Here is a 16100-nt window from a genome sequence, read left to right as displayed (position 1 = left end):
CTGTGAAGCGAACTTTGCTATAATAGAGTAAGAAACTTTGATAAACCAAACGAGGCTGAGATGAAATTACTGTATACTGATATTCGGACTTCTTTAACAGAAATCTTGACCAGAGAGGCGGAAGAGCTGGTTGCTGCTGGTAAGCGGGTTTTCTACATTGCCCCCAACTCTCTTTCATTTGAAAAGGAACATGCCGTGCTGAAATGCTTGTCCCAGCAGGCTTCTTTTGCGATCACCGTCACGCGCTTTGCTCAAATGGCTCGTTATCTGGTTTTAAATGACTTGCCTGTCAAGACCAGTCTTGATGATATTGGTCTTGGGATGGCTTTTTATAAATGTCTTGCTGAACTTGATCCCAAAGGGTTACGAGTTTATGGAGCTATTAAACAAGACCCTCAATTTATCCAGCAGTTGATTGAACTTTATCATGAGATAACGACTGCTCAGATGAATTTTTTAGACTTGGAAAGTTTGACGGATGAGGACAAGCGAGCAGATTTACTCTTGATTTTTGAGAAAGTTACGGCTTATCTTAATCAAAGCCAGTTGGCTCATAGAAGTCAATTATCCTATTTGATTGAGGCTATTGAGAATGATAAGGTAAGTAGTGATTTTAGTCAGATTTCCTTAGTCATTGACGGATTTACCCGTTTTTCTGCTGAGGAAGAACATGTGGTGGATCTGCTCCACCGTAAAGGTGTTGAGATTGTTATTGGAGCCTATGCGAGTAAGAAAGCCTATACCAGTCCATTCGCTGAAGGCAATCTCTATCAAGCCAGTGTGGAGTTTCTCCATCATCTAGCCTCTAAATACCAAACTCCCGCTCTGGATTGTTCTCAGACTCATGAGCAGATGGATAGTTTTGACAAGGCCTCTCGTTTGTTGGAGTCTTCTTATGACTTTTCAGAACTCGCTTTGAATGTTGATGAGAAAGACCGTGAAAACTTACAAATCTGGTCTTGTTTGACGCAAAAGGAGGAGTTGGAGCTAGTAGCCCGTAGCATTCGTCAGAAATTACATGAGAACTCAGACCTGAGTTACAAGCATTTTCGTATTCTCTTGGGGGATGTAGCTTCTTACCAGTTATCTCTCAAAACCATTTTTGACCAGTATCAGATTCCTTTCTATCTTGGTAGAAGCGAATCCATGGCGCACCACCCTTTAACTCAGTTTGTCGAGTCTATTTTAGCTTTAAAACGCTATCGTTTCCGTCAGGAGGATTTGATAAACCTTCTTAGAACAGGTCTATATACCGATCTTAATCAGGCTGATATTGATGCTTTTGAGCAATATATCCGCTATCTTGGTATCAATGGCTTACCAGCCTTTCAGCAAACCTTTACCAAATCCCACCATGGAAAATTTAATTTGGAACGTTTAAATGCTCTTCGTCTGCGTATTTTAACACCTCTTGAAACCCTCTTTGCCAGTCGAAAACAAAAGGCTGAAAATCTCCTACAAAAATGGAATAGCTTTCTAAAAGAAGGAGAGGTGACCAAGCAGTTACAAGATTTAACAGCTACCATGAAAACCCTAGAGCAGGAAAGACAGACTGAAGTTTGGAAGGCATTCTGCCATGTTTTAGAACAATTTGCGACTGTTTTTGCTGGTTCATCAGTTAGTCTAGAGGACTTTCTTGCCTTGCTTCATTCTGGAATGAGCCTATCTCAGTATCGCACCATTCCAGCAACAGTAGATACCGTTCTGGTACAGAGCTATGATTTGATTGCCCCTCTGACTGCTGACTTTGTCTATGCCATTGGGCTGACTCAGGACAATTTACCAAAAATTGCGCAAAATACCAGTATTTTGACAGATGAAGAAAGACAAAGCTTAAACCAAGCGACGGAGGAAGGGGCACAATTGCTGATTGCCAGCAGTGAAAATCTCAAGAAAAATCGCTATACTATGCTTTCCTTGGTCAATTCTGCTCGTAAGCAGTTGGTCTTGTCGGCTCCAAGCCTTTTTAACGAAAGTGAAAGTAAGGAATCTGCCTATCTTCAAGAGTTGGTCCATTTTGGATTTAGTCGGAAAGAGAAGAGGATGAATCACAAAGGGCTGTCTAAGGAAAATATTGGGTCCTATCATAGTCTTTTGTCTAGTCTGGTTGCCTATCACCAGCAGGGCGAGATGAGTGAGACTGAGCAAGATTTGACCTTTGTCAAGGTTCTGGCGCGTGTGATGGGTAAAAAACTAGAACAGCAAGGTCTGGAAAATCCAGCCCTCCCAACCAGCCCAAGCAGTAAACCCTTAGCAAAGGACACCTTACAGGCTCTCTATCCTGCAGAACAGGAGTTTTACCTATCTACATCCGGTTTGACAGAGTTTTATCGCAATGAATATAGTTATTTTCTTCGCTACGTGTTAGGCTTGCAGGAGGAATTGCGCCTGCGTCCAGATGCTCGTAGTCACGGAAATTTCTTGCACCGTATCTTTGAACGCGCCTTGCAGTTGCCTGACGAAGATTCCTTTGACCAACGTCTAGAACAAGCTATCCACGAAACCAGTCAAGAACGCGAATTTGAAGCCATTTATCAAGAAAGTTTGGTAGCCCAGTTTACCAAGGAAGTTCTACTTGATGTAGCACGGACGACTGGACATATTCTCCGACACAATCCAGCCATCGAAACCATCAAAGAGGAAGCGAATTTCGGTGGGAAAGAGCAAGCCTTTATTCAATTGGACAATGGTCGGAGTGTCTTTGTACGAGGTAAGGTTGACCGCATTGACCGTTTGAAAGCTGATGGGGCGATAGGGGTAGTAGACTACAAGTCTAGTCTGACTCAGTTCCAGTTTCATCATTTCTTTAATGGTCTTAATTCCCAGTTGCCAACTTATCTAGCTGCCTTAAAAAGAGAAGGGGAGCAGAACTTTTTCGGCGCTATGTACTTGGAAATGGCTGAGCCTGTCCAATCTTTGATGGCCGTTAAAAGTCTGGCAGGTGCAGTAGTAGAAGCCAGCAAGTCAATGAAATACCAAGGCCTCTTTTTAGAAAAAGAAAGCAGTCATTTGGGCGAATTTTACAATAAAAACAAGGCTAATCAGCTGACGGATGAGGAATTCCAGCTCCTACTGGACTACAATGCCCACCTTTACAAGAAAGTAGCAGAGAAGATTTTAGCAGGCCAGTTCGCTATCAATCCATACACAGAAAACGGCAGAAGTATTGCCCCATATGTTCAGCAACATCAAGCCATCACAGGCTTTGAAGCAAATTACCACTTGGGCCAAGCCCGTTTCCTAGAGAAATTGGACCCAGCTGACGGTAAACGTCTGGTCGGAGAAAAACTCAAGCAAGCTTGGTTTGAAAAAATAAGAGAGGAGTTGAATCGATGAAGCCTATCCCCTTTTTAACTGAGGAAGAAATTCAAAAACTGCAAGATGCAGAAGCAAATTCGAGCAAGGAACAAAAGAAAACTGCTGAGCAAATTGAAGCCATCTACACTTCTGGTCAGAATATCCTCGTTTCAGCGTCGGCTGGTTCTGGGAAAACCTTTGTTATGGCCGAGCGCATTCTGGATCAGTTGGCGCGTGGTATCGAAATTTCTCAACTCTTTATCTCAACCTTTACCGTTAAGGCTGCCACAGAGCTTAAAGAACGTTTGGAGAAAAAAATCAGCCAACAAATCCAAGAAAGCGATGACGTCGACCTCAAACAACACTTGGGTCGTCAGTTGGCAGACCTACCCAACGCTGCCATCGGAACCATGGACTCCTTCACACAAAAATTCCTTGGTAAACATGGTTATCTGATTGATATTGCGCCTAATTTCAGGATTTTACAAAACCAGAGCGAGCAACTTCTTCTCAAAAACGACGTCTTCCATGAGGTCTTTGAAGCCCATTACCAAGGTAAACAGAAAGAGACCTTTAGTCATTTGCTGAAAAACTTTGCTGGGCGTGGAAAAGATGAACGGGGTCTGCGCCAGCAAGTCTATAAAATTTATGACTTCCTCCAATCCACCAGCAATCCTCAGAAATGGTTAAGTGAATCTTTCCTCAAAGGCTTTGAGAAAGCTGATTTTAGCAGTGAAAAAGAAAAACTGACTGAGCATATCAAACAATCCCTTTGGGATTTGGAAAGCTTTTTCCGTTATCATCTGGATAATGATGCCAAGGAGTTTGCAAAGGCTCCCTATTTAGAAAATGTCCAGTTGACTCTGGATGAAATTGGCTCTTTAAATCAGGAGTCCGATAGTCAGGCTTATCACGCAGTGCTTGCGCGTGTTGTCGCAATTTCGAAAGAGAAAAATGGTCGGGCTCTGATAAATGCCAGTCGCAAGGCTGATTTGAAACCACTGGTCGATGCCTACAATGAAGAGAGAAAGACCCAGTTTGCTAAACTAGGACAACTAGCAGACCAGATAACGATTCTCGATTATCAAGAACGTTATCATCAAGACACATGGGAACTAGCTAAGACTTTCCAAACCTTCATGAGTGATTTTGTGGAAGCTTATCGTCAGCGTAAACGTCAGGAAAATGCCTTTGAATTTGCTGATATCAGCCATTACACCATTGAGATTTTAGAGAAATTCCCGCAAGTTCGTGAGGCTTATCAGGAGCGCTTCCATGAAGTCATGGTAGACGAGTATCAGGATACCAACCACATTCAAGAACGGATGCTGGAATTGCTGTCTAATGGTCACAATCGCTTTATGGTGGGGGATATCAAGCAGTCCATCTACCGTTTCCGTCAGGCAGACCCGCAGATTTTCAATGAAAAGTTCCAACGCTATGCGCAAAATCCACAAGAAGGAAAGCTGATTCTCCTCAAGGAAAATTTCCGTAGTAGTTCAGAAGTTCTGTCAGCAACCAATGATGTTTTTGAACGTCTTATGGACCAAGAGGTCGGTGAAATCAACTATGACAGCATGCACCAGCTTGTTTTTGCCAATACCAAACTGACTCCTAACCCTGACAACAAGGCAGAATTTCTCCTCTACGACAAGGACGATACAGGTGAGGAAGAAGAAGAAAGCCCGGCAGGAACGAAACTAATAGGTGAAATGCGCTTAGTTATCAAGGAGATTCTCAAACTTCATCAGGAAAAAGGTGTTGCCTTTAAGGAAATTGCCCTTCTGACCTCCAGTCGTAGTCGTAATGACCAGATTCTTCTCGCCCTGTCTGAGTACGGAATACCTGTCAAAACTGACGGAGAGCAGAACAATTACCTACAATCTCTAGAAGTGCAAGTCATGCTAGACACCATTCGTGTCATTCACAATCCTCTGCAAGACTATGCCTTGGTTGCCCTGATGAAGTCTCCTATGTTTGGCTTTGATGAGGACGAGTTAGCACGTTTGTCCCTTCAGAAAGCAGAGGATAAAGTCCACGAAAATCTCTATGAGAAACTAGTAAATGCTCAAAAACAGGTAAGTAGTCAAAAAGGCTTGATTCACACGGCTCTAGCTGAGAAACTAAAGCAATTCATGGATATCTTGGCTTCTTGGCGCTTGTACGCCAAAACCCACTCCCTCTATGACCTGATTTGGAAGATTTACAACGACCGTTTTTACTACGATTATGTTGGGGCTTTGCCAAATGGTCCTGCTAGACAGGCCAATCTCTATGCCCTAGCACTGCGTGCTGATCAATTTGAAAAGAGCAATTTCAAAGGCTTGTCACGTTTTATTGGTATGATTAACCAAGTTTTAGAAGCTCAGCACGATTTGGCAAGCGTGGCCGTCGCACCGCCAAAAGATGCAGTAGAGCTCATGACCATCCACAAGAGTAAAGGGCTGGAGTTTCCTTACGTTCTTATCCTCAATATGGATCAAGATTTCAACAAGCAAGACTCTATGTCAGAAGTCATTCTCAGCCGTAAAAATGGACTAGGTGTCAAATATATTGCCAAGATAGATACAGGAGCAGTTGAAGCCTACTACCCTAAAACCATCAAACTCTCCATTCCTAGTCTGACCTATAGGCAGAACGAAGAGGAATTACAGCTGGCAAGCTATTCAGAGCAGATGCGTCTGCTGTATGTTGCCATGACACGGGCTGAGAAAAAGCTCTATCTTGTCGGCAAGGGTTCTCGTGAAAAGCTGGAAGCCAAGGAATACCCAGCAGCAAAAAATGGGAAACTAAATAGCAATACCAGACTGCAAGCCAAGAATTTTCAAGATTGGATTTGGGCCATCAGCAAAGTGTTTGCAAAGGATCGTCTCCACTTTAGCTATCGTTTTATTGGTGAAGATCAGCTGACTAGAGAAGCTATCGGTCAGTTGGAAAACAAAAGTCCTCTACAAGATAGCTCCCAAGTAGACAATCGCCAGTCAGAAACCATCAAAGAAGCCCTTGAAATGCTGAAAGAGGTTGAAGTCTATAATACTCTTCACCGCGCAGCCATTGAACTTCCTAGTGTTCAAACCCCAAGCCAAATCAAGAAATTCTACGAACCAGTTATGGATCTGGAAGGTGTCGAGATTGCAGGTCAAGGACAGTCAGTAGACAAGAAAATCATCTTTTCTTTGCCAGATTTTTCAACCAAAGAAAAGGTAACTGGAGCTGAGATTGGTAGTGCTACCCACGAACTCATGCAGAGAATTGACCTCAGTCAGCGACCAACACTTGCTAGTCTGACAGAAACTCTCAAACAAGTTCAAACCAGTCAAGCTGTCAGAGACAAGATCAATCTTTCTAAAATTCTTGCATTCTTTGACACAGCACTTGGTCAGGAAATTCTTGATAATACAGACCATCTCTATCGTGAGCAACCTTTCTCCATGCTCAAACGAGACCAAAAGAGTCAGGAAGACTTCGTTGTCCGTGGAATCTTGGATGGCTATCTGCTTTACGAAGACAGAATCGTTCTTTTCGACTATAAGACAGACCGCTATGATGAGCCAAGTCAACTCATAGACCGCTATCGTGGTCAATTAGCCCTATACGAAGAGGCTTTATCACGAGCCTATTCGATTGAAAATATTGAAAAATACTTGATTTTACTAGGTAAAGAAGAGGTTCAAGTTGTAAAAGTATAATCTAGAAAGGAGACCTCATGACACTTCCAGTTAGAAAAGCCTTGCACGATGCCGTATTACAGGCTTCAAAAGCTGATACTTGGGAACAAGCTACCAAGGAATGGAATGAAGTTTCCTTAATTTTTAACGGTATCGGCCGTAGCAATTGTGTCTGTGGAAATGCTATCAAATACGCCTACGAACTCTTTAATGGTGTCACAGGCCAACGCCTCTTTCCGATTGGTAGCGACTGTGTTCGTCATTTTCATCGATTGACCCTTGACCAGCAACTGGAAGAGGAAGAAAAACTGCTCAGAAAGGTTGAAAATCTGACCAGAAAAGCCCAGAAAAAGGAGAAAATCAAGGTCAATAAAAGTGACTTTGACGAGCGTCTTCTAAAGTGGCTCTGGGAAAAAGGTGTTTTTAAACCCAATCGTGGTAATCAGTTCTCACCTGAGAGAGACTACCAGCTCTTCCTAGAAGTCTTTCAAGGAGGAAGTTGGACCAAGGCAGAGCCAAAGAAAAAGGCTCGGATGGAAGAAGTCCTTGAAAAATGCATCAAACCCTTTTTACTTGGCAAATCAGATGACCAACTCTACCTTGTCAAGCTAGGCAAGGAGAAAATTGACTACGAACAAGAACTCCGTATCCAGGCAGAGAAAGAGCGCAAAAAAAGGGATAAAATTGCCAAGCAATATGCAGACAATCTAGTCCTAGCCATGGGACCCGCAGAGCGTGCTTATCAAGATTACTTTGGCTTTACAGAGACCCTAACTCAAGAAGAACGCAAGTGGGAGAAAATTCTTTTTGGTAAAAATCGGACAGAACGGGCTATCAAGGCCAAACAATACCAAAAAGAGTTGGAAAAAGACCAACGAATTGCCAGTCAGGATCCAATTGAAAGAAAACAGAAGCAGACCTGGCTCCTCAATTCCTATTTTCGTGAGCTTCCTGAAGAAAAAGCCAGATTTGCTCGACTCTTATTAGAATATCGAAAAAGTGGAGAAGTTCCCTTTTCAACTGAATATCTGTCAGATCATCTGCTCGACTTTTTCTATAAAATGAAAGCTTTTGAGTTTGAAATCGCACCAGAACAAGTCCGAGATTTTCTAAAAGAAAGTCTCCAGTCAGAACATCTATCCTCAGCACAAGAAAGCTGGATAGAAGGAATTCTCCTCAACTGCCTCAAACCATTTTTAGAACGATTAGTGATATAAGTAACACCTACCGTGGAAATTCCATGGTAGGTTACATTTTATCCAAAAAGAGAAAATAGGAAATGGCAAACCCTGCTCCTTCGTATTTTATATATAAAACAAAGTATGAAAACGTAACGCAATTTTAAGACTTTTTGGTAAATTAAGAGTATAATTAAAGTGTGGTGCCTTTTTTATAGATAATACGCTAATATATTAAAGGCCTTCGTAAGATAAATATAAATTTTATTTCAAGGAGGAATAATGGAAAAGTATTTTGGTGAAAAACAACAGCGTTTTTCATTTAGAAAATTATCAGTAGGACTTGTATCTGCGACGATTTCAAGTTTATTTTTTATGTCTGTATTAGGTAGTTCATCTATAGAAGCTCAAGAGACTAAAGGAGTTCACTATAAATATGTGACAGATTCAGAGCTATCATCAGAAGAAAAGAATCAGCTTGTCTATGATATTCCGACATACGTGGAGAATGATGATGAGACTTATTATCTTGTTTATAAATTAAATTCCCAAAATCAACTGGGAGAATTGCCAAATACTGGAAGCAAGAATGATATGCAAACCTTGGTTGCTGGTGCTAGCTTAGCTGCTCTGGGAATTTTAATTTTTGCTGTTTCCAAGAAAAAAGTTAAGAATAAAACGGTATTACATTTAGTATTGGTTGCAGGAATAGGAAACGGTGTTCTTGTATCCGCTCATGCTTTAGAAAATAATCTTTTGCTAAATTACAATACGGACTATGAATTGACTTCTGGAGAAAAATTACCTCTTCCTAAAGACATTTCAGGTTACACATATATTGGATATATCAAAGAGGGAAAAACGACTTCTGAGTCTAAAGTAAATAATCAAGAGAAATCCGTAGCCACTCCTACAAAACAACAAAAGGTGGATTATAATGTTACACCGAATTTTGTAGAGAATCCATCAACAGTACAAGCTATGCAGGAAGAAAAACCTGTTTCTTCAACTAAGCCAACAGAAGTTCAAGTAGTTGAAAAAACTCTTTCTACAGAATTAACCAATCCAACAAAAGAAGAGAAACAATCTTTAGATTCTCAAGTACAATTATCAGAACACAAGAATCTAGAGACGAAGAAAGACGAGAAAGTTTCTCCAAAAGAAAAGACTGGGGTAAATACATTAAATCCACAGGATGAAGTTCTATCAGGTCAGTTGAATAAACCTGAACTCTTATATCGTGACGAAACTATAGAAACAAAAATAGATTTTCAAGAAAAAGTTCAGGAGAATTCTGATTTAGCTGAAGGAACTGTAAGAGTCAAACAAGAAGGTAAATTAGGTAAGAAAGTTGAAATCATAAGAATATTCTCTGTAAACAAGGAAGAAGTTTCTCGAGAAATTGTTTCAACTTCAACAACTGCGCCTGTTACAAGAATAGTCGAAAAAGGTACTAAAAAAGCGCAAGTTATAAAGGAACAACCTGAGACTGTCACAGAACATAAGGACCTACAAGCTGGATCTATTGTTAAACCCGCGGTCCAACCAGAGTTACCAGAGGCTGTAGTAAGTGATAAAGGCGTACCGGAAGTCCAGCCAGCGTTGCCAGAGGCTGTAATAAGTGATAAAGGAGAACCAGAAGTTCAGCCTGAATTGTCAGCAGCAGTAGTGACAGACAAAGGCGAACCAGAAGTTCATGAAAAACCAGAATATACAGGTGTACAAGCCGGAGCTATTGTTGAACCTGAAAAAGTTGAACCGGAATATGCTGGAGTACAAGCTGGGGCTGTAGTAGAACCAGAGAAGGTAAGTCCGCCAAAAGAGTACACAGGTGTGCAAGCCGGAGCGATAGTCGAGCCAGAAAAAGTAGAAGCACCGAAAGAATATACAGGAGTACAAGCTGGGGCGATAGTCGAACCAGAAAAAGTAGAACCGCCAAAAGAGTACACAGGTGTGCAAGCCGGAGCGATAGTCGAGCCAGAAAAAGTAGAAGCACCGAAAGAATATACAGGAGTACAAGCTGGGGCGATAGTCGAACCAGAAAAAGTAGAACCACCGAAAGAGTATACAGGGGTTCAAGCTGGAGCGATAGTCGAACCAGAAAAAGTGGAACCACCGAAAGAATACACAGGGAAAATTGAATCACCGAAAACAGAGAAGCCTAAACCTGCAGTAGAGTTAAACAATACAACAGAAAACAATAATGTAGAAAAAAATGCTAGTGCACTTCTTCGAATGAATTTTGTTAAAGATAACAAAGCATTATCAGGAACGGGTTCAGCTACTTTTATAGCTCCTAACGTATTGTTGACAGTAGCGCATAATTTTATTAATAATTCTTCAGATAACACTACTGGTGAGTTTAGGGGAGATAAAGCTAAAAACACATATGAATGGCAGTCACCTGATGGACAAAAAGGTTCATTCACTTCAGATGATATTCACTTCTATAATCAAAAAGATTATCCAAAAGGCTTTATCTACGATTTAGCAGTTATTAAATTACCTGAATCTACTAGAAGACAGTATGCCAACTTAGTAGAAAATTACTCGAAAGTAAATGTTAATGACAAACTAAATGTTCATGGATATCCTGCTGGGCAGTATACTCACTTAAAAGATACTACTGTAGAAATGGAACAAAAATACGCTAATAATACTTATGGTGTCCAATACCAAGGTGGAAAAGCTGGTATGAGTGGTGGAGGAATATTTAATGCTAATGGTGAAGTCATTGGTGTCCACCAAAATGGAGCTAAGAACCGTTCAGGAGGATTAATATTATCTCCAACACAATTAGCTTGGATTAAGAGTATTATAGCAGGTAATGAAATTCCACCAGTATACGATAAACTTTATCGTCATAAAGATGAGAAAAAAGACGATATTAAAGAAGAAGTTATTAAGAAATTGGAACTTAGAAATATAACTTCTGTTGAACTATATTCTAAAGAAGGTGATAAGTATCGTCATGTTACTTCATTAGATTCTGTGCCAAATGCTCCACAAAATTACTTCATGAAAGTTAAATCAGAGAATTTTAAAGATGTGATGCTACCAGTTACAAGCATTACTAATACTAATAAAGATAATAGAGATGTTTATAAAATAGTAGCAAGTGTAAATAATCTGATACAACATGAAAATAATAATGTACTAGAAAATTATACATACTATTTACCAAAAACTCAGCAAAGTGAAACTGGTGTTTATACATCATTTAAAAATTTAGTAGATGCAATGAATAACACTCCTAATGGCACATTCCGTTTAGGTGCAACTATGGATGCTCGTGAACTTGAACTTCCAGATGGTCAAGAAAGTTATGTGAAAAATGAATTCCATGGAACATTAGTAGGTACAAATAATGAGAAATATTATGCTATTTATAATTTGAAAAAACCATTATTTGGAGGATTAAATGGTGCTACAGTAGAAAATCTTTCACTAAAAGATGCCAATATTTCAGCAAAAGAAGATGCTGCAACACTTGCAAAAGAAGCGAGAAATGGAACTGTAATTAGTAATGTTCATGCTGATGGAGCGATAGCTGGTGAACATGGAATAGGAGGATTAGTATCACAAGTTAATAATTCTACTATTTCTAACAGTAGCTATACAGGTAGAATAACTAATACATATAACACAGTTGCTAGTTATCAAATCGGAGGTTTAGTAGGTAAACTTTCTGGTTCGAGGGGATTAATAGATAAGTCGTTCGCATCAATTGATTTAGCATCAAACGCAACTAAAGGGGATCAATCTATTGGTGGAATAGTTGGTGCAGTAGAAGATAGTGCGCTAATTAGTAATAGTTATGCTGAAGGAAATCTTAATAATGTTCAACGTTTTGCAAACGTTGGTGGAGTAGTTGGTAATCTTTGGGATCCAGCTGGAGGATTAGAAAAATCTGGTCGACTTTCTAATGTACTAAGCGACGTTAATGTTACAAACGGTAATGCTATAACTGGAAAAGATTTCACTAACATGCAAGCAAAACATGTGTATAGCAACAAAAATAATAAGGTTGTAAACGTAGTACAAGAAGATGATGAAATCTTAACTAAGGATTCTGATGTTCAAAGAGGAGAAGTATTAGAAGACGCACAAATTAGAGAGAAAAAAGCTGCTTTTGTATCTAAAAATACTACTAAAACAGAAGATTTTAACTTCTCTTCTAGATATGTAACTGACTATAGAAGTCTTGAGAATGCTGATTCATCAAAAGAAAAAGTATATAAAAATATAGAAAAACTATTACCATTCTATAATAGAGAAACAATAGTTAAGTACGGAAATTTAGTAGAGGCAAGTAGTAACCTTTATAATAAGGAATTATTGTCAGTAGTTCCTATGAAAGATAATGAAGTAATTAGTGATATTAACAAAAACAAAGAAAGTATAAATAAACTGTTACTATATTACGCAGACAATACATCAGAGACAAAAAATATAGAATATCAAAGTGATTTTTCAAGTGTAGCTGAGTATAGAATAGGCGGTACAAATTTAATTTACACACCGAATACATTACTTCGCAATTATAATAATATTTTAGGAGAAGTTTTACCAGCATTAAATAGTGTAGAATACAAATCAGACGCAATTAGAAAAGTATTAGATGTTTCTAAGGATGTTAGTTTAACGGAGTTATATTTAGAAGATCAATTCAATACTACAAAAACTAATTTGAAAGATAGTTTGACAAAACTTCTTACTGCAGATGCTGCAATAGCGGAAAATAACAATAAGGTAATAGATAATTATGTAATCGAGAAAATTAAAAATAATAAAGAAGCTTTACTTCTAGGATTAACATACTTAGAGCGTTGGTACAATTTCAAATATGGTGAAACAAAAGCGAAAGATTTAGTTATGTATCACTTGGATTTCTTCGGTAAATCAAATAGTTCAGCGTTAGATAATGTTATCGAATTAGGTAAATCTGGATTTAATAATTTACTAGCGAAAAATAATGTTATAACTTATAACGTTTTATTAGCAAAAAATTATAAAACTACTAATTTATTTGATGCATTAGAAAAATATAGAAAAGCTTTCGTGCCAGATAAAACAAATAACGAGTGGTTTAAAGAACAAACTAAAGCCTATATTGTAGAAGAAAAATCTACGATTAAAGAGGTAAGTGATAAACAATCAATAGCTGGTAGTCCATATTCAATTGGAGTATATGATAGATTAACTAGCCAATCTTGGAAATACCCAAGTATGGTCTTGCCGCTATTAACATTACCTGAAAAATCGGTGTTTATTATAGCCAATATTTCGACTATAGGTTTCGGTGCTTATGATAGATATAGAAGTAAAGAACATTCAGCAGGAACAAATTTAAATAACTATGTTGAGACAAAAGCTAGAGAAGCGGCTGCTAGATTCAGAGATCACTATGATTACTGGTATAAAATACTAGATGATAAAAATAAAGAAAAATTATATAGAAGTGTTCTAGTCTATGATGCATTTAGATTTGGTACAGATGAAAGAGAAGATAAGGATACATACCAAGCTGATTTTGAAACTAATCATCCAGCGATAAAACATTTCTTCGGTCCAGCAGGAAATAATGTTGTTCATAATTCTAATGGAGCATACGCTACAGGAGATGCATTCTATTATATGGCGTATCGCATGCTTGATAAAGATGGTGCGGTAACTTATACACACGAAATGACACACAACTCAGATAGAGAAATTTATCTTGGGGGATATGGAAGAAGAAATGGACTTGGACCAGAGTTTTATGCTAAAGGATTGTTGCAAGCTCCTGATCATCCATATGATCCTACTATTACGATTAACTCTATATTGAAGTATGAAGAAGCAGAAAATCCAACTAGACTTCAGGTGAAAGATCCTACAAAACGATTTAATAATGCAGAAGACTTGCAAAAATATATGCATAATATGTTTGATGTAATTTATATGCTAGAATATCTAGAAGGTAATGCAGTTGTTAAATTAGAGATTGATAAGAAAAACGAGTTATTGAGAAAAATAGAAAATAAATTTGAAACAGATCCAGATGGAAGTAAAGTTTATGCAACCAATGTTATTCGTTATTTAAAACCTGAAGAACTTACTAAATTAACTACATTTAATAGTTTAATTGAAAATGATGTTATTACTAGAAGAGGATACGAAAATGGAAATGACGATACTTTTAAACGAAATGGGTATTATACAATTAAACTATTTTCACCAATATACGCAGCTTTAAGTAATAATGAAGGAACACCGGGTGATTTAATGGGACGTCGTATGGCGTTTGAATTATTAGCTGCAAAAGGATTTAAAGATGGAATGGTACCATATATTTCTAATCAATATGCAGAAGAAGCAAAAGCTAAAGGTAAAGTGATTAAGTCATATGGTAAAGTAGTCGGTAATGTAACTGATAAGTTAGTGCTTGAGAAAGTATTTAATAATCGTTATTCATCTTGGGTAGAATTTAAAAAAGCAATGTATGATGAACGAATAGCTAAATTTAATAATCTAATAAGTATTAGCTTCTATAATCCAAATGTAAGTTTCTCAAGAAATAGTAAGGTAACAATAACTAATATTGATATGCTTCGTAAAATGATAACTGAGGCTGTTAATGCTGATGCAGAGGATGAACGTGTAAATATTTATCCTGAATATAGTCGAGTTCATAAACTTAAACAAGCAATCTTTAAAGCATATTTAGATCAAACTAATGATTTTAGAAGTTCAATTTTTGAGAATAAAAAATAGTGTTTGCTATTAGGAAATAAAAAGTAAAGGTAGAGGATTACAATTGTCATTATTAAAAAAAGATAAATTTTCCATTCGGAAAATAAAGGGTATTGTTGGTTCAGTATTTCTTGGGAGTCTTTTATTTGCACCCTCAGTTGTGGGAGCATCCACATATCACTACTTGGATTATGCTAATTTGACGCAAAATGAACGTGCTCACCTGAAATCAGGTACTCCTGATGAATCAAAAGAGTCATATGCCTTGGTTTATGAAAAAGACGCATTACCAAACACAGGAAGTTCTCAATCTATTATGACTGTATTTGGTTTATTGACCATCGGTAGTCTTGTTGTAGTTATTACAAAAGATAAGAGAAATAAAAAAATAGCTACATTTTTGATTGTAGGGGCGACAGGTTTAGTTACACTATCAACTGCTTCAGCACTTAATTTGAATGCTAACATCCATGAGTCTGGTCGTGATGGTGTGTTGCAAATTTCTGGTTACAGATATGTTGGTTACTTGGAGCTTGATGATAGAACTGTTTCGTCGGTTTCTCCGGCATCAAGTGTTTCGCCAGTTGAGCAACCCAAAGTTGTGACTGATAAAGGCGAATCTAAGGTTCAACCGGCATTACCGGAAGCTGCTGTGACTGATAAAGGTGAACCAGAAGTTCAACCAACATTACCTGAAGCGGTTGTAACCGAAAAAGGGAAACCAGAAGTTCAACCAGCATTACCTGAAGCGGTTGTGACTGATAAAGGCAAACCGGAAGTTCAACCAGCGTTGCCAGAAGCGGTTGTGACTGACAAAGGCAAACCAGAAGTTCAGCCAGCATTACCTGAAGCCATAGTCACTGAAAAGGGGGAACCGGAAGTTCAGCCAGCATTACCTGAAGCGGTTATGACTGATAAAGGGGAACCAGAAGTTCAACCAGCATTACCTGAAGCGGTTGTGACTGATAAAGGCAAACCGGAAGTTCAACCAGCGTTGCCAGAAGCGGTTGTGACTGACAAAGGCAAACCAGAAGTTCAGCCAGCATTACCTGAAGCCATAGTCACTGAAAAGGGGGAACCGGAAGTTCAGCCAGCATTACCTGAAGCGGTTATGACTGATAAAGGGGAACCAGAAGTTCAACCAGCGTTGCCTGAAGCGGTTGTGACTGATAAAGGGGAACCGGAAGTTCAACCAGCGTTGCCAGAAGCGGTTGTGACTGAC

5 protein-coding genes are annotated in these 16100 nt (G+C 38.6%); all 5 read left to right on the top strand.

What is annotated here, in order from left to right; translation table 11 throughout:
* The first annotated feature begins 60 nt into the window (after positions 1 to 60).
* Positions 61 to 3336, top strand: coding sequence for an ATP-dependent nuclease subunit B (gene rexB, locus B7699_RS04310; RefSeq protein ID WP_084927246.1), 3276 nt, complete (start codon positions 61 to 63; stop codon positions 3334 to 3336).
* On the top strand, positions 3333 to 6986 hold the full coding sequence (gene addA / locus B7699_RS04305) for a helicase-exonuclease AddAB subunit AddA (RefSeq protein WP_084927245.1): 3654 nt from the start codon (positions 3333 to 3335) through the stop codon (positions 6984 to 6986). Before rexB ends, addA begins: the two co-directional genes overlap by 4 nt.
* A gap of 17 nt (positions 6987 to 7003) precedes the next feature.
* Positions 7004 to 8182 carry a hypothetical protein gene (locus tag B7699_RS04300; protein ID WP_084927244.1) on the top strand — a complete coding sequence of 393 codons (1179 nt, stop codon included), beginning with the start codon at positions 7004 to 7006 and terminating at the stop codon, positions 8180 to 8182.
* Positions 8183 to 8425: 243 nt separating this feature from the next.
* On the top strand, positions 8426 to 14899 hold the full coding sequence (gene zmpA / locus B7699_RS04295; RefSeq protein ID WP_084927243.1) for a zinc metalloprotease A: 6474 nt from the start codon (positions 8426 to 8428) through the stop codon (positions 14897 to 14899).
* 43 nt (positions 14900 to 14942) lie between these two features.
* On the top strand, positions 14943 to 16100 hold a 1158-nt coding region (locus B7699_RS09700), incomplete at its 3' end, for an LPXTG cell wall anchor domain-containing protein (protein ID WP_239822209.1).

The sequence above is a fragment of the Streptococcus mitis genome, assembly GCF_002096835.1.
GTDB classification, from domain to species: domain Bacteria; phylum Bacillota; class Bacilli; order Lactobacillales; family Streptococcaceae; genus Streptococcus; species Streptococcus mitis_W.
This window is presented reverse-complemented; position numbering and strand designations above follow the sequence as displayed.

What these genes read in the sequence shown, in the direction of transcription:
- rexB (WP_084927246.1), top strand. Translation starts at nt 61, where the DNA reads ATGAAATTACTGTATACTGATATTCGGACTTCTTTAACAGAAATCTTG.
- zmpA (WP_084927243.1), top strand. Translation starts at nt 8,426, where the DNA reads ATGGAAAAGTATTTTGGTGAAAAACAACAGCGTTTTTCATTTAGAAAA.
- B7699_RS04300 (WP_084927244.1), top strand. Translation starts at nt 7,004, where the DNA reads ATGACACTTCCAGTTAGAAAAGCCTTGCACGATGCCGTATTACAGGCT.
- addA (WP_084927245.1), top strand. Translation starts at nt 3,333, where the DNA reads ATGAAGCCTATCCCCTTTTTAACTGAGGAAGAAATTCAAAAACTGCAA.